Below are 20,529 nucleotides of genomic sequence, written 5' to 3'. Positions count from 1 at the left end.
CCGCATTGCAGATCCATCGCAGCCCTGGGTAGCCCGGCGTGGCGGCCGGTCGCGACTTACGCAGCGGCCAACCGCTCCTTTGCCAGCCGCGTGCCTGCTGCCAGCGCTTGCAGCTTGCGCCACGCCACGTCGCGGCCTATGGGGGCGAGGCCGCAGTTCGTGCAGGGGAACAGCCGCTCCTTCGGCACGAACTCCAGCGCCCGGCCGATGGTGTCGGCCACCTCTTCGGGGGTCTCGACCACGTCGCTGGCCACGTCGATCACGCCGACCATCACGTCCTTGCCGGCCAGCAGCCTCATCAGGTCGGGCGGCACGTGGGAGTGGATGCACTCCAGGCTCACCTGGTCGATGCGGCTCTTGGCCAGCGCGGGGAACACCGTCTCGTACTGGCGCCATTCATCGCCCAGGGTGCTTTTCCAGTCCGTATTGGCCTTGATCCCGTAGCCGTAGCAGATATGCACGGCCGTCGTGCAGGTCAGGCCCTGCGCCGCACGTTCCAGCGCCTGCACGCCCCAGTCGGCGGCGTCCTTCATGTAGACGTTGAAGGCGGGCTCGTCGAACTGGATGATGTCCACGCCGTCGGCCTGCAGCGCCAGGGCCTCCTGGTTGAGCAGCTCGGCGAAGGCGAAGGCCATCTTCACCCTGTCGCCATAGAAGCGGTCCGCCACGGTGTCGACGATGGTCATGGGGCCGGGCAGCGTGAACTTCAGCTTCTTCCTGGTGTGCGCGCGTGCCAGTTGGGCCTCGAAGGCATGCACGCGGCCCTTCAGGCGCAGGGCCGACACCACCTGCGGCACCATCGCGTCGTAGCGGTTGTCGCGGATGCCCATCTTCACCTTGTTTTCGAAGTCGATGCCCTCGACCTGTTCCAGGAAGCCGTGCACGAAGTGCTGGCGCGACTGCTCGCCGTCGCACACGATGTCCAGGCCTGCGTCTTCCTGGGCCTTGATCCACAGCAGGGTTGCATCGGCCTTGGCCTGGCGAAGCGCATCGCCTTCGGCCTTCCACTGGGGCCAGAGCTTGTTGGTTTCAGCCAGCCAGGCGGGCTTGGGCAGGCTGCCGGCGATCGAGGTTTCGAACATCTGGGAATTCCTTCAAATCAAACAGGGGTATGGCGGGCGTGCTCCGGGACGGTTTTCCCGGCCCGCCACGGATTGGGTGCCATGGCAGGCATGGCGGCGGGTGGCTACAGGGCGAAATCGGCAGCCCATTGCTCAAGCACATTCTTGTACGGCTTGATGAAGTGCTGCTCTGCAAACTTGCCCTGCTTGACAGCCAACTGGCTGCGCTCTTCCCGGTCATAGACAATCTGCGTCGACGAGTAATCGTGATTCTTCAGGCTGGGTTGATAGAGCATCCCGGCTGCAGAATTCGCGTTGTAGATTTCGGGGCGATAAATCTTCTGGAAGGTCTCCATGGTGCTGATCGTGCCGATCAGCTCGATATTCGTATAGTCGTTCAGCAGGTCGCCGTGAGAGTAGAAGGCCAGTGGCGCAACGCCATTTGGAGGCATGAAGAAGCGAACCTGCATTCCCATCTTCTCGAAATACCGGTCGGTCGAGGAGAACTCGCTCTGCCGATACTCGATGCCCAGTATGGGGTGCCGGTTTCCGGTGCGCTGGTAGGTCTTGCTGGTGGACACGCTGATACAGATGACGGGCGGCTTGTCGAAGTGCTGCCTGTAGGTGCCTGAACTGGAAAATTGCCTGAACAGCTTTCCATGCAAGTCGCCAAAATCATCGGGGGTGCCGAATTCGGAGCGGTTGGCGTTGTACTCCGAAAGCACAACGCTGAAATCGTAGTCGCGCACGTAGGAGGAGAAATTGTTCCCTGCGATGCCGTCTATGCGCTTGTGGTTCTTCTTGTCGAGGATGCTGGTCTTCAATATCTCGATCAACGGAAACGCACCAAGGCCGTTTCTGGCGCCAATTCCCATTTCGACCGAGATGATCTCGAGCTCCACAGAGTAGCGATCTCCCGTGGGATTGTCCCAGTGGGCCAGGTCGTTGAAGCGGTTGTCAATCATCCTCAGCGTGTTGCGCAGGTTCTGCTGCCGGCAATCGCCACGGGCCAGATTGGCAAAGTTGGTGGTAATGCGCGTGCTGTCCGATGGTTGATAGTCTTCATCGAAACGAATGCGCTTGAGATGGAAGCTGAGTTCTTGGTTCATTGTGATCTGCGACCTGATTCATGCCCTTGCCGAAAACTGCGGGCAAGCAATAGGTGCGGATGTTATGGACGGCAATCGATGAAGTAAAGTGGTCTTATTTCATGAAACCATGAGCTTGGTTCATCAAAAGCCGGCAGGCTGGAGTGCATCCCGCTCAGCGCGGTGGAGCCAGTCGGTATCCGGGCCAGTTCCGACCGCGCCGCGGTCTTCAGGCTGACTGGCGCAGCACCAGCTTGGGCCTGGCCAACAACTGCTGGCGGGGCTGGCCCGGATGGGCCATGCGTGCCAGCAGCAAGGTGGCAGCCTGTTCGCCAAGCTCGGCGGGGCGCACGTCCACCGTGCTCAGGGGGGGATGGGAATGCGCGGCATCGAACACGTTGTCGAAGCCCATGAGCGCGAAGTCTTTGCCTGCGCGCAGTCCGTTTTCGTCCAGGGCAGACAGTGCGCCAAAGGCCACCAGATCGTTGTAGCAGATGGCCGCCTTGATGGCTGGCTGCGCGGCCAGCAGGCTGCGCATGGCGTCATGCCCTCCCGTGCGCGTGGGGCTGGCGGAGAAAACCAGGAGGTCTTCATCGAAAGCCAGGCCCGCATCGGCAAAGGCGGCCCTGCAGCCGCTCAGGCGCTGCTCCAGCATCAGGCCGTCCAGCCCTCCCAGAAAACCGATGCGGCGATGTCCGGCCGCCAGCAGGTGGCGCGTGGCCGCCATCACGCCATGGGCGTTGTCGGCGCCTGCGAAGTCGTAGCTTCCCTCGCCCAGCGTGCGGATCATGACCACCAGGGGAATGCCCCATGACTGCAGGTCCTGCGCCAGCGAGGCCGGCGTGTTCAGCGCCGGGCACAGCGCAATGCCGGCCGCGTTGTGCTCGCGCATGGCGGTCAGCACTTTTTGCTGGCGCTCCAGGCTTTCGCTGGTATGGGCCATGAGCGTGATGAAGCCGGCATCGGCCAGCCTGCGCTCCAGCCCCGCCAGCACCTCGGCAAAGAAGGGGTTCATCAGGTCGTTGATCACGACACCGACCATGTTGGACGACTGGCGCCGCAGCTCTCCGGCGCGGCGGTTGTAGACGTAGCCGAGCTGCGCTGCCGCTGCACGCACGCGCTCCGATGTCTCGGCCGGAATCAGGGGGCTGCCCTTGAGCACCAGCGACACCGTTGATTTGGAGACCTGGGCCGCAGCCGCCACGTCAAGGATGGTCACGGCGCGCACGGAAGGGGGCTTGTTCATCATGGTTCGGTGTTTTCCCTGGGTCGGCGCGATTGTGCTTGATCTTCTTTTGGAACGTTCCAATAATCAATTAGAACGTTCCAATAGAAATCATCAATACAGGGAGGGGGACCATGAGCGAGGTCGGTTGGGGATTGATAGGGGCCAGCACCATTGCTGCCGATCACATGATCGGTGCCATCCGCGCGCAGCGCGGGCACACGGTGGCGGCGGTCGCCAGCCGCAGTGCAAAGCGCGCGGCGCAGTTTGCTGCCGAGCAGGGCATTGCCCGCGCCTACGACTCGGTGCCCGCCCTGCTGGCCGACCCGGCAGTCCAGGTGGTCTACGTCAGCTCCGACAACGAACTGCGCCACGCCCAGGTCCTTGCTGCGGCAGCGGCCGGCAAGCATGTCCTGTGCGAGAAGCCATTGGCGCTGACCGTGCAGCAGGCGCTGGACATGGTGAGGGCATGCCGGGCCGCGGGCGTGGTGCTGGGCACCAACCACCACCTGCGCAACGCGGCAACGCACCGCAGGATGCGCGAGCTGGTGCGCGATGGCGCCTTGGGCCAGCCGCTGTTTGCGCGCGTCTTCCACGCCATCGAACTGCCGCCCTCTGTGCAGGGCTGGCGGCTGGAGCGGCCCGAGGCCGGTGGCGTGATCCTCGACATCGGCGTGCATGACGTGGATGCGCTGCGCTTCATCCTGGGGGCTGAGCCGGTGGAGGCGGTGGCGCTGGAGCAGCAAGGACCGCTGTCCCGCAACGGCGTGGCGGACGGCGTGATGGCCGTGCTGCGGCTGGACAACGGCGTGCTGGCGCAACTGCATGCGGCATTCACCGTGGCGCATGCGGGAACCGGCATCGAGATCCATGGCACCTCGGGCTCGCTCATCGGGCGCGATGTGATGACGCAGCGGCCGGGCGGCGAGGTGCTGCTGCGCAATGGGGCCGGCGAGCAGGCCATTGCCGTGGAGCACCACGGTCTCTACGCGCATGGGGTGGCCGCGTTCTGCGCCGCGCTGCGTGGCGAAGGCCTGCCTGCCGCCACCGGCGAGGACGGCGTGCGCTCGCTGGCGGCGGCGGTGGCCATGGCCCAGGCCTGCCGCACGGGCCGGGCCGTGCCCATAGCCAATCCCCTGGCACGGGAACGGGGGGCAGCCGCATGAGCAAGCACATCACCGCCGCACAGGCTGCAGCCTTGCTGCGCGACGGCGACATCGTCAGCGTGAGCTCGTCCAGCGGGCTGGGCTGCCCCGACAAGGTGCTGGCCGCCATTGGCGAGCGCTTCGAACGCGAGGGTGCTCCGCGCAACCTGACCACGCTGCACCCGATTGCGGCCGGCGATATGTACGGCATCAAGGGAATGGACCATCTGGCCCGGCCCGGGCTGCTGTCGCGTGTCCTGGCCGGCTCGTATCCCAGCGGCCCGTCCTCGCTGCCCATGCCTGCGATCTGGCGCATGGTGGTGGACAACCAGATCCAGGCCTACAACATCCCCAGCGGCATCCTGTTCGACATGCACCGCGAGGCGGCTGCGCGGCGCCCGGGCGTGCTGACCCAGGCGGGCATGGGCACCTTTGTCGATCCCGCACAGCAGGGCTGCGCGATGAACGAGCCGGCCAGCCGCCATCCGGTAGTGCGCCTGCAGCATTTCGACGGGCGCGACTGGCTGTTCTTTCCCGCTGTGGCGCCCGACGTGACCGTCCTGCGCGCCACCACGGCCGATGAGCGCGGCAACCTGGGCTATGAGCACGAAGGCGCGCTGCTGGGCGCGCTGGAGCAGGCCATGGCCGCACGCAACAACGGCGGCATCGTCATCGCCCAGGTCAAGCGCATCGTCAGGGCCGGCCACCTGAGGCCGCACGATGTCCGCGTCCCCTGCCATCTGGTGGACCATGTGGTGGTCGATGCCGATCAGTGGCAGACCACGCAGACGGTGTACGACCCGGCCATCAGCGGAGAGGTTGCGCAACCGCTGTCCGGCTTCGAGCCCCAGGCCTGGGGGCCCGAGAAGGTGATTGCGCGCCGCGCCGCCATGGAACTGGCGCACGGGCATGCCGCCAACCTGGGCTTTGGCATTGCGGCCAATGTGCCGCGCATCCTGCTCGAGGAGGGCCTGCATGGCGAGGTGACCTGGGTGATAGAGCAGGGCGCCGTCGGCGGCATGCCGCTGCTGGGCTTTGCCTTTGGCTGCGCGGCCAATGCCGATGCCATCGTGGCCTCGCCCCAGCAGTTCACCTATTTCCAGGGTGGGGGCTTCGATGTGACGCTGCTGTCCTTCCTGCAGGTGGATGGCGATGGCAGCGTCAATGTCTCGCGGCTGGGGGCCAGGCCCTATCTGACGGCCGGCTGCGGCGGCTTTGTGGATATCACGGCCCATGCGCGGCGCATCGTCTTCTGCGGACTTTTCACGGCCGGCGCCAGGCTGCGCGTGGGCGACGGGCGGCTGGACATCCTCGAGGAGGGCGGCACGCGCAAGTTCGTCGGCACGGCCGAGCACATCAGCTTCAGCGGCCTGGTCGGGCGCCAGCGCGGGCAGCGGGTGCGCTATGTGACCGAGCGCTGCGTCATCGACCTCGAAGACCAGGGACTGGTCGTGCGCGAGATCGCGCCCGGCGTGGACCTGCAGCGCGATGTGCTGGAGCAGGCCGGCATGGCGCTGCAGGTGGCGCCCGACCTGCGGCGAATGGATGAGCGCCTGTTCCACGATGCGCCCTTTGGCCTGGCCCTGCAGGCCCGGGAGGTCCGCCGTGGCTGAGACCCTGGTTCAACTGGTGCGCCAGGGCCCCGTGGCCCAGGTCACGATAGACCGGCCCGCACGGCTGAACGCGCTGACCCCCTGCATGCTCGACGCACTGGAGCACATGGCGCGCGAGATCGAGGCCGATGGCGCCATCCGTGCCGTGGTGCTGACCGGCCGTGGCGACAGGGCCTTTTGCGCGGGCGCCGACATCCATGCCTGGGCCGCGCTGCAGCCGCTGGACATGTGGCGGCAGTGGGTGCGCCGTGGCCACCAGGTGTTCGACCGCTGGGCGCGGCTGCGCCAGCCCGTGATTGCGGCGCTCAACGGCCATGCGTTCGGCGGCGGGCTGGAGCTGGCCATCACCAGCGATGTGCGCATCGCCGTCGATACGGCGCAGTTCGCGCTGCCAGAGGCATCGATCGCCACCTGTCCCGGCTGGTCCGGCTCGCAGCGGCTGGTGCGGCTGATCGGCCCCGGCCACGCGAAGTACCTGGCCCTGGGCGGCGTGCGGCTGTCCGCCGATCAGGCGCTGGCCTGCGGGCTGGTGCATGAACGGGTGCCGGCCAGCGAACTGGGCCTGCGCGCTGCTGCGTTGGCCCACGACATGGCAGGCCAGGCGCCCGTGGCACTGCAGCTGACCAAGCAACTGATCAATGCCGCCGCCGGCGAAGACGCACCCGCCGCGCTGGAAGCCATGGCCGCAGCCCTGGCCGCGAGCACGGCCGATGCAGCCGAAGGCCTGCGCAGCTTCAAGGAAAAGCGCGCGCCGCGCTACCTGGGCCGCTGAATCTGCGCCGACCTGCCGACCTGCCGATTCGCCGTCCCGCCCTTGCCTCACCCCTGAACCACCCAAGGAGACCGCCACCATGACTGCCGCGAACCCGCCTCCAGCCCATGCACCTGCAGTGAATGCAGGGGCCATGGCCGGCCTCGTCCACAGGCCCCCGTTCCATGGCCGGCTGCTCATCGATGGCGCCTGGGCCGATGCGGCCGACGGCGCGACGCTGGAACGCCGCTCCCCGGCCCACGGCACCGTGGCCAGCATCCATGCGCGGGCCGGGCGGGCCGATGCCGCGCGTGCCATTGCCGCAGCACGCCGCGCTGCGGACCACGGGCCCTGGCCCCGCATGAAGGGTGCGCAGCGCGCCAGCGTGCTGCGTGCCGTGGCCGAACGCCTGCTGGACCGCAGGCAGGAATTGGCGCGGATGGAGACGCTGGAGACCGGCAAGCCGCTGGCCCAGTCGCTGGACGAGGTGGGCGCGGCGGCCGACCTGTGGCACTACGCCGCCGCGCTGGCGCGCAACCTGCATGGCGACAGCTATGACACGCTGGGCGAGCAGACGCTGGGTGTGGTGCTGCGCGAGCCGCTGGGCGTGGTCGGCATCGTCACGCCCTGGAACTTTCCCCTGCTCATCGTCAGCCAGAAGCTGCCCTTTGCGCTGGCCGCCGGCTGCACGGCCGTGGTCAAGCCGGCCGAGGAAACATCGGCCACCACGCTGATGCTGGGCGAGATCCTCATGAACGCCGGCCTGCCGCCCGGTGCCGTCAACATCCTGCCAGGCGGCGGTGGCGCTGTCGGCGAGGTCCTGGCCGCGCACCCGGACATCGACATGCTGTCCTTCACGGGCTCCACGGAAACAGGCCGGAAGGTGGCCGCAGCATCGGCGCAGACGCTCAAGAAGCTGTCTCTGGAGCTGGGCGGCAAGAACCCCCAGATCGTCTTTGCCGACTGCGACTTCGAGGCGGCCGTCGATGCCACGGTGCTGGGCATGCACTTCAATGCCGGCCAGTGCTGCAACAGCGGCAGCCGCGTGCTGGTGCAGGCGGCCATCGCCGAGCGCTTCGTGGTCGCCGTGGCCGAGCGCGCTCGGCAGGTGCGCGTGGGCGATCCGCTGGACCAGGGCGTGCAGGTGGGCGCCATCACCACGCAGCGCCAGCTGGACGCCATCCTCACCCACATCGAGGCCGCGCGCCAGGCCGGCGCCCGCGTGGTGCTGGGCGGCGGCCGCATGGCGCGCCCGGGCCTGTATGTGGAGCCCACGGTGCTGGCCGGCGTGACGCCGGACATGGCCATTGCCAGGCAGGAGGTCTTCGGGCCCGTGCTCGCGGTGCTGGTCTTCGAGGACCTGGACGATGCGATCGACCTGGCCAACGCCACGCTCTACGGCCTGTCGGCCGCCGTCTGGAGCCGTGACTTCAGCACCTGCCTGGCGGCGGCGCGGCGCATCAAGGCCGGCACGGTCTGGGTCAATACCTTCCTCGAAGGCCATGCCGAGCTGCCTTTCGGCGGCTACCGCCAAAGCGGCCTGGGCCGAGAGCTGGGCCGCCGTGCCGCCGAGGACTACACCCAGGCCAAGACCCTGCACATGCACCTGGGTGCGCGCAGCCACTGGTATCTGCCCATCCACGAAGGAGACACGGCATGAAGCGGCCACTGACTGCCATGGCGCTGGCCATGGCCTTTGCCACACCGCCGGCCGCCATGGCCGGGCAGAGCGTCGAGGTCCTGCACTGGTGGACCGCTGGCGGCGAGGCCGCCGCGCTGAACCTGCTCAAGAGCGGGCTGGAAAAGCAGGGCGTGCGCTGGAACGACATGCCCGTGGCCGGTGGCGGCGGCGAGGCGGCCATGACGGCGGTGCGCGCCCGCGTGACCTCGGGCAACCCGCCCACGGCGGTGCAGATGCTGGGCTTCGACATCCTGGACTGGGGCGGCCAGGGCGTGGTCGCCGACCTGGATGCCCTGGCCGCGCGCGAGGGCTGGGACAAGAGCGTGCCGCAGGAGGTGCAGAAATTCTCGCGCTACCAGGGCCGCTGGATCGCGGCGCCAGTCAACATCCATTCGACCAACTGGCTGTGGGCCAACCGGCAGGTGCTGGCCCAGGCGGGCGTGACGGCCGAGCCAGCGAGCTTTGACGAGTTCATCGCGGCGGCGCGCAAGGTGCGCCAGGCCGGCTTCATCGCCATCGCCCATGGCGGCCAGCCCTGGCAGGAGGCCATCGTGTTCGACAGCGTGGCCCTGTCCACGGGCGGCGCCGACTACTACCGCAAGGCCTTCATCGAGCGCGATCCGGCCACCATCCGGTCGGCGACCACGCGCAAGGTATTCCAGCGCATGGCGCAGATCCGCAGCCTGGTGGACAAGGATTTTTCAGGTCGCGACTGGAACGTGGCCTCGGGCATGGTCATCGCCGGCAAGGCGGGCTTCCAGATCATGGGCGACTGGGCCAAGGGCGAGTTCCTCAACGCCGGCAAGCAGCCCGGCAAGGACTTTGCCTGCTATCGCTTCCCGGGCACCCAGGGCATGGTGGCCTTCAGTACCGACCAGTTCGTGATGTTCAGGCTGTCCGACGCGGGCAAGGCGGCCGCTCAGCGCAAGCTGGCGGCCGCCATCATGGAGCCGGCCTTTCAGTCGGCGTTCAATGTCGTCAAGGGTGCGGCGCCTGCGCGCCTGGACGTGGCGGATACGGCCTTCGACGAATGCGGCAAAAAGGCCATCCGCGACGTGGCCGAGGCCGATGGCCGGCGCAGCATGCTGGGCTCCATTGCGCTGGGCCATGCGACGGCCGCATCGGCCAAGAACGCCATCTATGACGTGGTCACGCGCCACTTCAACGGCCAGATCGACGATGCCAGGGCCGTGGCCGAGCTGGCCTCGGCCCTGGCCGACTGATGGAGGACCCTGCCATGAAGGCCGGCTGGCTCCCCAGGCTGCTGCTCAGCCCCAGCGTGCTGCTCACGCTGGTGTGCGTGTACGGATGCATTCTGTTCACGGTCTATCTGTCGTTCACGGCATCGACCCTGCTGCCGCGCCATGAATGGGCCGGCACCGCTGCCTACACGCGGCTGCTGGGGCTGGAGAACTGGAAGATCTCGGCGAACAACCTCGCGGTGTTCGCCAGCCTCTACATCGCCATTGCCATGGCGCTGGGCCTGGTGCTGGCCATCCTGATCGACCAGAAGATCCGCGCCGAGGCCGTGCTGCGCTCCATCTTCCTGTACCCCATGGCCCTGTCCTTCATCGTCACGGGAACGGCGTGGAAATGGCTGCTCGACCCCGGCGTGGGCCTGGAAAAATCCATGCACCTGCTGGGCTGGCAGGGCTTTGCGTTCGGCTGGATCAAGGACGGCGACATGGCCATCTACTGCGTGGTCATCGCCGCCGTGTGGCAGACCAGCGGCTTTGCCATGGCCCTGTTCCTGGCGGGCCTGCGCGGGGTGGACTCCGAGCAGATCCATGCGGCGCGGCTCGATGGCGCGCGCACCTGGCAGGTCTACTGGCGCATCATCCTGCCGCAATTGGGGCCGGTTTTCGTATCGGCCTTCGTGATCCTGGCGCACATGGCCATCAAGTCCTATGACCTGGTGATTGCGCTGACCAATGGCGGGCCCGGCCGCTCGACCTGGCTGCCCTCGGTGTTCATGTACCAGTACTCGTTCACCCGCAACGAGATGGCCGTGGGCGCGGCCAGCTCGGTGCTGATGCTGCTGGCCGTGGGCGCCATCGTCCTGCCCTATCTCTGGGGCGCCATGCGCAGCGCAGGAGGTCGCCATGACTGAGCTGCGCACACCCTGGTCCGTGACACGGCGGCTTCAGCCCTGGCGCGTGCTGCTGTATGCGGCGCTGGTCCTGCTGGCGGCGGTCTTCCTGCTGCCGGTCTATGTGATGCTGGCCAATTCGTTCAAGCCGCTCGACGAGATCCGCAGCGGCCACCTGCTGGCGCTGCCCGGCCAGTGGACGCTGGCGCCCTGGCGCAGCGCCTGGAGCACGGCGCAGATCGGCGTGCAGGCCACGGGGCTGCGGCCGTTCTTCCTCAATTCCTTCCTGGTGGCCGTGCCATCCGTGCTGCTGTCCACGGCCCTGGGCGCGCTCAACGGCTGCATCCTGACCCAGTTCCGTTTCCGGGGGGCGGACCTGCTGTTCGGCGCCATCTTGCTGTCGGTCTTCATTCCATTCCAGATCGTGCTGATCCCCATGGCCAGGATGCTGGGGGCGCTGGGCCTGGCGGGCAGCCTCAAGGGCCTGGTCTTCGTCAACACGGTGTACGGCATAGGCTTCACCACGCTGTTCTTTCGCAACTACTACGCGGCCTTCCCGGCCGAGCTGGTGCGCTCGGCGCGCATGGATGGCGCGGGGTTCTTCGGGCTGCTGTGGCGCGTGCTGCTGCCCAACAGCCTGCCCATCGTCGTGGTGGCCGCGATATGGCAGTTCACCAGCATCTGGAACGAGTTCCTGTTCGGCGCCTCGTTCAGCGATTTCAGCTCCTACCCGCTGACCGTGGCGCTGAACAACCTGGTCAACAGCAGCACCGGCGTCAAGGAATACAACGTCCACTTCGCGGGGGCGTTCATTGCGGCCTTGCCGACGCTGGCCGTGTACCTGGTGTCGGGCCGGTTCTTCGTGCGCGGGCTGATGGCCGGCGCCGTCAAAGGCTGATGCCCAGCATCTTGCAGTGAGGCATTCCATGGCATTCCTTGATCTCGACCGCATCCACAAGCGCTTCGGCGCGGCCAGCATCCTGCAGGACATCAGCATTGCCGTGCAGGAGGGCGAATTCCTGGTCCTCGTCGGCCCGTCGGGCTGTGGCAAGAGCACGCTGATGAACATCATCGCGGGCCTGGAGCCGCCCAGCGGCGGCCGCCTGGCGCTGGGCGGCCGCGACATCACCCACGCGGCGCCGGCCGAGCGCGACATCTCCATGGTGTTCCAGTCCTATGCGCTGTACCCCAACATGACCGTGGCGGGCAACATCGGCTTTCCGCTGGAGATGCGCAAGGTGGACAAGTCGCGGCGCCTTGCGCGGGTGCAGGAGGTGTCCAGGCTGCTGCAGATAGAGCACCTGCTGGGGCGCAAGCCGCGCCAGCTGTCGGGCGGCCAGCGCCAGCGCGTTGCCATAGGGCGGGCGCTGGCGCGCGAGCCGCAGCTCTACCTGTTCGACGAGCCGCTGTCCAACCTCGATGCCCAGCTGCGCGTGGACATGCGCGCCGAGATCAAGAAGCTGCATCAGCGCCTGGGCGCCACCATCATCTATGTCACGCACGACCAGATCGAGGCCATGACCCTGGCGACGCGCATCGCCGTCATGAAGGGCGGGGTGCTGCAGCAGCTGGGCACGCCGCAGCAGGTCTACAACCGGCCGGCCAACACCTTTGTGGCGGGCTTCATGGGGTCGCCGCGCATGAACCTGCTGCCTGCGCGCGTGGGTGAGGGGGCGGGTGAGGGGCAGGGCGGTCCCTTCCTCGATATCGGCGGTCAGTCCCTGCCCCTGCCGCAGCCGCTGGCCACCGCGCTGCAGGGCCATGCGGGCAGCGAAGTCATTGCCGGCATACGTGCCGAGGCCGTGGGCCTGGCGCCCGAAGGCGTGCCGGCCGCCCCCGGCCAGGGCCTGGCCGAGGCCCGCGTCGAACTGCTGGAGCCCACCGGATCGGACACGCTGGCCCTGCTGGAGCTCGGTGGCCATGCGTTCACCGCGCGGCTGCCGCCCGATGCGCCGTTGCGCGCCGGGGACAGGGCACGCCTGCTGATCGACCTGTCTCGGCTGGTCTGCTTCGATGCCGCCACCCAGGCGCTGATCGCATGACCGCCATGGCGCACAACGGGCTGGACTGCGATGTGCTCATCATCGGCTCGGGCGTGGGCGGCTCGGCCGTGGCCCTGCAACTGGCGGACAGCGGTGCGAGCGTATGGGTGCTGGAGCGCGGCCCGGTGCTGCCGCGCGAGGCGCAGAACTGGGACATCGAGGCCGTCTTCGCCGAAAGACGCTACCAGACCGACGAGGTCTGGTACGCCAGCGGGCGGGCGTTTCGGCCCGGCATGTTCTATTTCGTGGGCGGGCACACCAAGTTCTACGGCACGGCCATGCTGCGCTTTCGGCAGCGCGATTTCGAGGCGGTGGAGCATGAGGAGGGCATCTCGCCCGCCTGGCCGCTGCGCTATGCCGATCTCGAACCCTGGTATGCCCTGGCCGAGCAGCTGTTCGGCGTGCGCGGCCAGGGCGGCGCCGACCCCACGGAGCCGCCGCGCAGCACGGCCTATGCCCATCCCCCGGTGCCGCATGAGCCGCTGCTTTCGCGCATCGAGCAGCGCTTGCGTGCCCAGGGCCTGCGGCCGTTTCCCATGCCCTGCGCCATCGACCTGGGACCGGGCGGACACTGCCGGCGCTGCGCCAATTGCGACGCCGTGCCCTGCATGGTGGGGGCCAAGGGCGATGCCGAAACCTGCCTGCTGCGGCCTGCGCTGGCGCACCGCAATGTGCGGCTGCATACCGGCGTGCGCGTTCAGCGCCTGCTCACCGATGCGGGCGGGCGGCGCGTCGTCGCGGCGGAGGTGGTGGACCGCGGCGTGGCGCGCCGCATCACGGCGGGGCTGTTCGTGCTCAGTGCCGGCGCCATCAACTCGGCGGCCCTGCTGCTGCGCTCGGCCAATGCGCGGCATCCGCGCGGCCTGGCCAATGGCAGCGACGTGGTGGGCCGCCACTACATGACGCACAACACCACGGCCCTGATGGCATGGCACCCGTTCAGGCGCAACCGCACGCGCTTTCCCAAGACGCTGGCGCTGCACGACTTCTATTTTGGCGACGGCGCGGGCGGCCCGCCGCTGGGCAGCCTGCAACTGCTGGGAAAGATCCGCGAGCCCATGCTGCGTGCCGCCCTGCCGGGCACCCCGAGGTGGCTGCGCAGCGCGCTGGCCGAGCGCAGTGTGGACTGGTACGCGCAAAGCGAGGACCTGCCCCACCCCAGCAGCCGCGTCACGCTGCGCGCAGACGGAGCCATCGACCTGCACTGGCACCGCACCAACCTGCGCGCCCACCAGCGTTGGGTGGCGCGCTGCGCCCAGATACTGCGCGGCACCGGCTACCCGCTGGTGCTGTCGCGCGGCTTCGGCACCGAGGTGGTGTCGCACCAGTGCGGAACGGTGCGCCTTGGGAGTGATCCGGCCACCTCGGCGCTGGACCCGCAGTGCAAGGCCTGGGAGCTGGACAACCTGTATGTGGTCGATGCGGGATTCTTCCCGTCCTCGGCCGCAGTCAACCCCGCGCTGACCGTGGCTGCCCAGGCCCTGCGCGTGGGCAGTCACCTGCGTCACCACCTTCAGGAGCTGCTGCCATGAATCCGCAATCGACGGCACGGCGCCCCGTGGCCCTGGTCACCGGCGGCAGCCAGGGCATAGGCGCCGCCATTGCGCTGCAACTGGCGCACGACGGCTTTGACGTGGCCATCACCACGCTGCAGGACGATGGTGCCAGTGACGGCGCCAGCGTCGCGCAGATCCAGGCCTGCGGCGCGCGTGCGCTGCGTGTGCGCGGCGACCTGGCTGACGTGCACGACCACGCTCGTGTGCTCGATGCGGTCTGCGCCTGGGGCGGTGTGCCGTCCTGCCTGGTCAACAACGCAGGCATGGGATCGCCGCGCCGCGGCGATCTGCTGGACATCCGCGCCGAGGACTTCGACCGGGTGATGGCCACCAACCTGCGCGGCAGTTTCTTTTTCACGCAGGCCGTGGCGCAGCGCATGCTGGCTGCGCCTTCGGGCGCTGCGCGGTCCATCGTCACCGTGTCCTCGGTCAGCGGCGAGATGGCGTCGGTGGAGCGCGGCGAGTACTGCCTGTCCAAGGCCGGCCTGGGCATGCTGACGCGCTTGTTCGCGCTGCGCCTGGCGGCGCACGGCATTGGCGTGTTCGAGCTGCGCCCCGGCATCGTCCGCACGGCCATGACGGCGGGTGCTGCCGATCGGTACGACGGCCTGATCGCTGCGGGCCTTGTGCCCATGGGCCGCTGGGGCCGGCCCGAGGACGTGGCGCAGGCCGCCAGCGCGCTGGCCAGCGGCAGGCTGGCGTTTGCGACGGGGTCGGTGCTGCATGTGGATGGCGCGCTCTCCATCGCGCGGCTGTGAGGAGGATGACCATGGACAGCTATGACTACATCATCACGGGCGCGGGCTCGGCCGGCTGCGTGCTGGCCAACCGGCTGAGCGCCGACCCCTCGGTGCGCGTGCTGCTGCTGGAGGCCGGGGGCTGGGACTCGCATCTTCTGTACCACTGGCCTGCGGGCTTTGCGCGCATGACCCGGGGCCGGGGCTCCTGGGGATGGCAGACCGTGCCGCAGCGGCATCTGAACCAGCGCGTGCTGCGCTACACGCAGGCCAAGGTCATCGGTGGCGGCTCGACCATCAACGCCCAGCTGTACACGCGCGGCGTGCCGGCAGACTATGACGACTGGGAGCGCCTGGGCGGCGCCACGGGCTGGTCCTGGCGCGACGTGCTGCCGTACTTCAAGCGTTCGGAGAACAACCAGCGCTTTGCCAACGAGTACCACGGCTACGGCGGCCCGCTGGGCGTGTCCTGCCCCGTCAGCCCGCTGCCCATCTGCGAGGCCTTCTTCCAGGCCGGCCAGGAAATGGGCATGCCCTTCAACCCCGACTTCAACGGTGCCGCGCAGCAGGGCCTGGGCTACTACCAGCTCACGCAGTGGAATGCGCGCCGTGCGTCGGCCGCCACGGGCTTCATCGATCCGGTGCGCATGCGCCGCCCCAATCTGACCATCCAGCTGCAGACCCAGGCGCTGCGCGTGCTGGTGCAGGGCAGGCGCGCGGTTGGCGTGGAGGCGGTCTCGGGCACCAGCCGCACGCCTTTCAGCGTGCACGCCAGCCGCGAAGTCATCGTCTGCTCGGGCGCCATAGGCTCGCCCAGGCTGCTGATGCACTCCGGCATAGGCCCTGCCGACCATCTGCGCAGCGTGGGGCTGGCGCCTGTGCATGACCTCCCTGGTGTCGGCTCCAACCTGCAGGACCACCTGGACCTGTTCGTGATCGCCGAATGCACGGGCGACCACACCTACGACAAATACCGGCGCCCCTGGCACGCGGCCTGGGCGGGCCTGCAGTACCTGCTGCTCAAGAAAGGGCCGGCCGCCTCCAGCCTCTTCGAGACCGGGGGCTTCTGGTATGCCGACCCCGATGCGCTCGCGCGCTCGCCCGACATCCAGTTCCATCTGGGGCTGGGCTCGGGCATAGAAGCCGGAATGACCGGGCTGGAGAACGCGGGCGTGACGCTGAACACGGCCTACCTGCGCCCCCGCTCGCGCGGCACGGTCCGGCTCGCGGATGCAGACCCGGCGTCGGCGCCCTTGATCGATCCCAACTACTGGGCAGACCCGCATGACCGGGCCATGTCCATCAAGGGCCTGCGCCTTGCGCGCAAGCTGCTGTGCCAGCCAGCGCTGCGGCGCTACGTGCACGGCGAGGTATTGCCGGGCGGACATCGGGACAGCGATGCCGAGCTGTCTGACTACGCCTGCGCCCATGCCAAGACCGACCACCATCCCGTGGGCACCTGCCGCATGGGCCCCGAGCACGACCCGGACAGCGTGGTGACGCCGCAACTGCAGCTCATCGGCATGGAGGGGCTGCGCGTGGCCGATGCGTCCGTGATGCCCTTCATCCCCTCGTGCAACACCAACGCTCCCACCATCATGGTGGCCGAGAAGGCTGCCGACCACATCCTCGGCCGACGGGCTTGAGGCAGGAGACCCCCATGCAGATCCTCCTTCCCCGAAGCGACGGCCGTCTCGTGCCACTGGCCATGAAGGCCAGTCCCATCGCTCCCGCGGGCCCGGCCCCTGCCTTCAACCGCAGCGTCTACGCAGCGGCCCATGTGGTGATCGACCCGTTGGCAACCACGCATCCCTGGGATGGCCCGCCTGCCATCGATTGGGAGGCGACGCTGGCCTTCCGCGAGCATCTGTACCGCCTGGGCTTCAAGGTCGCCGAAGCCATGGACACGGCCCAGCGCGGCATGGGCCTGGACTGGCCATCGGCACGCGAACTCATCCAGCGCAGCGCGCGCCATGCGCGGGCAGTGGGCGGCCAGCTGGCCTGCGGCGCGGGCACCGACCAGCTGGCGGCGCAACCCGGGGTCACGCTGGCACAGGTCGAGGGGGCCTACCGCGAGCAGATGGACGTGGTGCAGGCCGAAGGCTGCCCCGTGGTCCTCATGGCCAGCCGCGCCCTGGTCCAGGCCGCGCGCGGCCCGCAGGACTATCTGCAACTCTATGACCGGCTGCTGGACGCTGCCGACCAGCCCGTGGTGCTGCACTGGCTGGGCGAGATGTTCGACCCTGCGCTGCGCGGCTACTGGGGCAGTACGGACCTTGTGCAGGCCCTTGATACCGTCGCCGCGCTGATCGCAGCGAAGGCGCCCAAGGTCGAAGGCATCAAGGTATCGCTGCTCGATGCGCAATGGGAGAGGGCGCTGCGCCGCAGGCTGCCTGCGGGCGTGAAGATGTACACGGGTGACGATTTCCACTACGCCGAACTCATGGCCGGCGATGGGACGGCAGCCGGTGAGGGCGGCCACTCCCACGGCCTGCTGGGCATCTTCGACCCCATCGCCCCGGTGGCGGCCGTGGCGCTGGCCGAACTGGCCCAGGGCCGCAGCGGACGCTTCCGGGAACTGCTGGATCCCACGGTGGCGCTGTCGCGCGAGCTTTTTTGCGCGCCTACGCGGCATTACAAGGCAGGCATCGTGTTCCTGGCCTGGCTCAATGGCCACCAGAAGCACTTCTCCATGGCCGGCGGAATGCAGTCTGCACGCGGGGCCGCGCACTTTGCCAAGGTGTTCGAGCTGGCCGACGCCTGCGGTGCGCTGGCCGACCCGGAGCGGGCCAGCGCGCGCATGAAAAGCTATCTGTCGGTGGCCTGTGGCGTGGAGGCTTGAAGCAGGATTGCCCGGATCTTGCCCCGTCTTCCCCAGGCCGGCAGCTCACACCGCACTCACTCCACGCTCACACCAGGCTCACACCAGGCTCAGGGATTCATCGCATCCTGGCTGCAGCATCGGCTGCAGCCCGAGCATCAGATCAAGGTTCTGCACCGCCGCGCCGGCGGCGCCCTTGCCCAGGTTGTCGAACACGGCGGTCAGCAGCACCTGCTGCTCCTGCGGCTGTCCGAACACCGCCAGCCGCATCCGGTTGCTGCCATTGAGCGCACGCGGATCGAGCCGCTGCGCATCGGCGTCCTCCTCCAGGGGTTGCAGCTCGATGCAGGGCTGGCCCTGGTACCGCGCCTGCAGCGCAGCGTGCAGGCTGCGGGCGGTCACACCGGCGGGCAGCAGCCGCAGATGCAGGGCGATGGTCAGCACGATGCCTTGCCGGTAGTGGCCATAGGCCGGCACGAACACCGGCGCATGGGCCAGGCCGGCATGCTGCTGTATCTCGGGCACGTGCTTGTGGTGCAGCCCCAGGCCATAGACCTGCAGGGGCACGGCAGTGGCGGCGGCAGCGCCCTCATGGTCCAGCAGCCCTGCGCGGCCCCGTCCCGAATAGCCCGATACCGCGTGAATGGCCAGCGGGTAGTCGGGGGGCAGCAGGCCCGCGTCGATCAAGGGCCTGAGCAGTGCCAGAGCACCTGTCGGATAGCAGCCGGGATTGCTGACGCGCCGGGCATGGGCGATGCGTTCAGCCTGGCCTGCCTCCAGTTCCGGCAGGCCATAGACCCAGCCCGGCGCGGTGCGATGCGCAGAACTCGCATCAATCACGCGCACGCCGGGCCGGCGCACCAGCGCCACCGCCTCGCGCGCAGCCTCGTCCGGCAGGCACAGCAAGGCGATGTCGCAGTCGTTGAGCGCCTCGGCCCGGTGCGCCGTGCTTTTGCGCTGGTCGGCCGGCAGTTGCAGCAGGCGCAGGTCGGTCCGATCCGCCAGCCATTCGCGCACCTGCAGGCCGGTGGTGCCTTGGTCGCCATCGATGAAAACAAGAGAGGTCATGGGTTGCTCCGATTGGGTGTGGAGCGCATGGTGCAGCGCCTGCCGCATGCAGGCCAGTTGAATCTGACAAACTACGGATTCATGATTCCTGAATTGCTGGCAACCTGGGACACCGCACCATGCGCGAAATCAATCTGGACCGTCTGCGCACCCTGCTGACGGTGGCCGACCTGGGCTCGTTCGCCGCCGCCGCCAAGGTGCTGCACCTGGCGCCGCCCACGGTGACGCTGCATGTGGCGCAGCTCGAAGAGCGTCTGGGAACACGTCTATTGCACCGCGCACCGGCCGGCGTCACCGCCACATCGGCCGGCAGCCTGCTGATAGACAAGGCGCGCCAGCTCCTGGCCGAGGCCGACGATCTCCTGCAGACCGTGCAGCGCCAGATCGCCACGCGCGGGGGCCGCGTGCGCCTGGGCGCCTCCACCGGCGCACTCGCGCACCTCTTGCCCCAGGCACTGGAAACCCTGGCCGCCCGGCATCCCGAGATCGACGTGCAAGTGGCGGTGATGACCAGCGAGGAAGCCCTGGCGCGCCTGGCGGCCGGCAGCCTGGACATCGGCATCGTTGCCTTGCCGCAGCCCGTGCTGCGCGGGCTGCAGGTGCAGGCCTGGCGCCAGGACCCCGTGCTGGCCTTCATCCCGGCCGCCTGGAAACCGCCGCGACACATCACGCCCGCCTGGCTTGCGGCCCGCCCCCTGATCGCCAACGACCGTGGCACCCGGCTGTCGCGCCAGACCGCCGAATGGTTTGCCGCAGGCGGCGCCCGGCCGCAGGCACGCATCGAGCTGAACTACAACGACGCAATGAAGAGCCTGGTGGCAGCGGGCTACGGCGCCGCGCTGCTGCCCCACGAGGCCGGCGCACCGCAGCCTGACCCCCGCATCACCACGCGACCCCTGCGGCCGGCACTGTCAAGGGCGTTGGGCATCGCGCATCGCAAAAGGCCGGATGACGACGCGACGACGGTGACGATTGAGGTTTTGATGGGGATGCGGGGGCGTTGACTTTGCTGATTGATGCCTGATTGACAGCAGGAATCCATAGAGCCGATGAGCGGACTGGAATAAACCTCGGCTTCATCCCAGTCCGTTTCGGTGCCTTGTTGATGCGATGGCACCATCACCGGCTTGACACTACGCTGGAATGAAAACGCCTATCGCGTCAACATTTGTGCCGGAACGACCAAAGAATCCACCCGCTGCTTCAGCAGGAATGGGGCCGAAGGGTTTCCCTCCGTCGCCTCCGTAGGGGCCGTAGGACTTCTTGTTGGTGGTAATGGTCAGGGAATCAATTCGACTTCCGCTTCGCCCTTGTATCGTAACGATGTGCTCGTTGCTGCCAAACTCGATCACAGTTTCTTCGCCGCCCCCGCCACCATGGCGTGCACCAGTGAGTTGTGTTCCGTCTGTCAGAAGCCATGTGGTTTGGATGGCATCGACTCTGGCTCCATGCCTGATCGAAATCCTCACAATTCGAACCACTTGGGTCAGATCATCGGAAAATTCGTCTCCACCCTGACCGCCGACTTGTTGACTTTTCTTGTAAGGCATATAAATCTCCGTTGTCAATCGCCCTTGGTTTTTTGGCTTCTACGGGGCGATGTTCATAGAAGCGTAAGGCTCGAAAGCCAGAAGCTGGATTCAATGATTGGC

18 protein-coding genes are annotated in these 20,529 nt (G+C 67.9%); 13 read left to right on the top strand and 5 right to left on the bottom strand.

All coding sequences use genetic code 11. The features are described 5' to 3' along the window. Positions 1-56: 56 nt before the first annotated feature. From GRX31_RS09590 to GRX31_RS09580, 3 genes are all read right to left on the bottom strand, one after another. Positions 57-1,082: a methionine synthase gene (locus GRX31_RS09590; protein ID WP_160852400.1), complete on the bottom strand. Its 1,026-nt coding sequence runs from the start codon at positions 1,080-1,082 to the stop codon at positions 57-59. A 104-nt stretch (positions 1,083-1,186) separates the two neighbouring features. Beyond that, positions 1,187-2,170: a DUF1852 domain-containing protein gene (locus GRX31_RS09585; RefSeq protein ID WP_160852398.1), complete on the bottom strand. Its 984-nt coding sequence runs from the start codon at positions 2,168-2,170 to the stop codon at positions 1,187-1,189. Between the two features lie 208 nt (positions 2,171-2,378). After that, positions 2,379-3,398 carry a LacI family DNA-binding transcriptional regulator gene (locus tag GRX31_RS09580; RefSeq protein ID WP_160852396.1) on the bottom strand — a complete coding sequence of 340 codons (1,020 nt, stop codon included), beginning with the start codon at positions 3,396-3,398 and terminating at the stop codon, positions 2,379-2,381. Positions 3,399-3,508: 110 nt separating this feature from the next. Between GRX31_RS09580 and GRX31_RS09575 the strand changes: the two genes are divergently transcribed. The 12 genes from GRX31_RS09575 to GRX31_RS09520 all read left to right on the top strand — a co-directional run bounded on the left by GRX31_RS09575 (position 3,509) and on the right by GRX31_RS09520 (position 17,830). Beyond that, on the top strand, positions 3,509-4,540 hold the full coding sequence (locus tag GRX31_RS09575; RefSeq protein ID WP_160852394.1) for a Gfo/Idh/MocA family protein: 1,032 nt from the start codon (positions 3,509-3,511) through the stop codon (positions 4,538-4,540). Further along, the gene (locus GRX31_RS09570) at positions 4,537-6,132 is read left to right on the top strand and encodes an acyl CoA:acetate/3-ketoacid CoA transferase (RefSeq protein WP_046985419.1); all 1,596 of its coding nucleotides are present in this window, start codon (positions 4,537-4,539) and stop codon (positions 6,130-6,132) included. Before GRX31_RS09575 ends, GRX31_RS09570 begins: the two co-directional genes overlap by 4 nt. Then, positions 6,125-6,904 carry an enoyl-CoA hydratase/isomerase family protein gene (locus tag GRX31_RS09565; RefSeq protein WP_017404858.1) on the top strand — a complete coding sequence of 260 codons (780 nt, stop codon included), beginning with the start codon at positions 6,125-6,127 and terminating at the stop codon, positions 6,902-6,904. Before GRX31_RS09570 ends, GRX31_RS09565 begins: the two co-directional genes overlap by 8 nt. A gap of 79 nt (positions 6,905-6,983) precedes the next feature. Then, the gene (locus tag GRX31_RS09560) at positions 6,984-8,543 is read left to right on the top strand and encodes an aldehyde dehydrogenase family protein (protein WP_160852392.1); all 1,560 of its coding nucleotides are present in this window, start codon (positions 6,984-6,986) and stop codon (positions 8,541-8,543) included. After that, complete coding sequence (locus tag GRX31_RS09555; RefSeq protein ID WP_160852390.1) at positions 8,540-9,787, top strand: ABC transporter substrate-binding protein; 1,248 nt, start codon at positions 8,540-8,542, stop codon at positions 9,785-9,787. The genes GRX31_RS09560 and GRX31_RS09555 overlap by 4 nt, the downstream gene beginning before the upstream one ends. A 14-nt stretch (positions 9,788-9,801) precedes the next feature. Next, complete coding sequence (locus GRX31_RS09550; protein WP_016446303.1) at positions 9,802-10,674, top strand: carbohydrate ABC transporter permease; 873 nt, start codon at positions 9,802-9,804, stop codon at positions 10,672-10,674. Then, positions 10,667-11,551, top strand: a complete 885-nt coding sequence (locus tag GRX31_RS09545) for a carbohydrate ABC transporter permease (RefSeq protein ID WP_160852388.1) — start codon at positions 10,667-10,669, stop codon at positions 11,549-11,551. Before GRX31_RS09550 ends, GRX31_RS09545 begins: the two co-directional genes overlap by 8 nt. A 28-nt stretch (positions 11,552-11,579) precedes the next feature. Next, the gene (locus tag GRX31_RS09540) at positions 11,580-12,695 is read left to right on the top strand and encodes an ABC transporter ATP-binding protein (RefSeq protein WP_160852386.1); all 1,116 of its coding nucleotides are present in this window, start codon (positions 11,580-11,582) and stop codon (positions 12,693-12,695) included. Further along, positions 12,692-14,227, top strand: a complete 1,536-nt coding sequence (locus tag GRX31_RS09535; RefSeq protein ID WP_047327464.1) for a GMC family oxidoreductase — start codon at positions 12,692-12,694, stop codon at positions 14,225-14,227. The genes GRX31_RS09540 and GRX31_RS09535 overlap by 4 nt, the downstream gene beginning before the upstream one ends. Continuing rightward, on the top strand, positions 14,224-15,009 hold the full coding sequence (locus GRX31_RS09530) for a 3-ketoacyl-ACP reductase (protein ID WP_016451528.1): 786 nt from the start codon (positions 14,224-14,226) through the stop codon (positions 15,007-15,009). Before GRX31_RS09535 ends, GRX31_RS09530 begins: the two co-directional genes overlap by 4 nt. Positions 15,010-15,020: 11 nt before the next feature. Continuing rightward, on the top strand, positions 15,021-16,634 hold the full coding sequence (locus tag GRX31_RS09525) for a GMC family oxidoreductase (RefSeq protein ID WP_160852384.1): 1,614 nt from the start codon (positions 15,021-15,023) through the stop codon (positions 16,632-16,634). A 14-nt stretch (positions 16,635-16,648) separates the two neighbouring features. Next, entirely contained in the window at positions 16,649-17,830 is a 1,182-nt protein-coding gene (locus tag GRX31_RS09520; protein ID WP_160852382.1) for a dihydrodipicolinate synthase family protein, read from the top strand. A gap of 78 nt (positions 17,831-17,908) precedes the next feature. Here the strand turns inward: GRX31_RS09520 and argC are convergent, their stop codons facing one another. Next, complete coding sequence (argC, locus tag GRX31_RS09515; protein WP_123694001.1) at positions 17,909-18,877, bottom strand: N-acetyl-gamma-glutamyl-phosphate reductase; 969 nt, start codon at positions 18,875-18,877, stop codon at positions 17,909-17,911. A 119-nt stretch (positions 18,878-18,996) separates the two neighbouring features. Here argC and GRX31_RS09510 point away from each other — a divergent pair, with 119 nt between their 5' ends. Then, on the top strand, positions 18,997-19,881 hold the full coding sequence (locus GRX31_RS09510) for a LysR family transcriptional regulator (RefSeq protein WP_017407463.1): 885 nt from the start codon (positions 18,997-18,999) through the stop codon (positions 19,879-19,881). Between the two features lie 129 nt (positions 19,882-20,010). Here the strand turns inward: GRX31_RS09510 and GRX31_RS09505 are convergent, their stop codons facing one another. After that, positions 20,011-20,427, bottom strand: a complete 417-nt coding sequence (locus tag GRX31_RS09505; protein ID WP_074922946.1) for a jacalin-like lectin — start codon at positions 20,425-20,427, stop codon at positions 20,011-20,013. Positions 20,428-20,529 lie beyond the last annotated feature (102 nt).

This window comes from Delftia sp. CH05 (assembly GCF_009827015.1).
GTDB lineage: Bacteria > Pseudomonadota > Gammaproteobacteria > Burkholderiales > Burkholderiaceae_C > Comamonas > Comamonas tsuruhatensis.
Note: the sequence above shows the minus strand (reverse complement) of the source record. Positions and strands in the feature narration are given on the sequence as shown.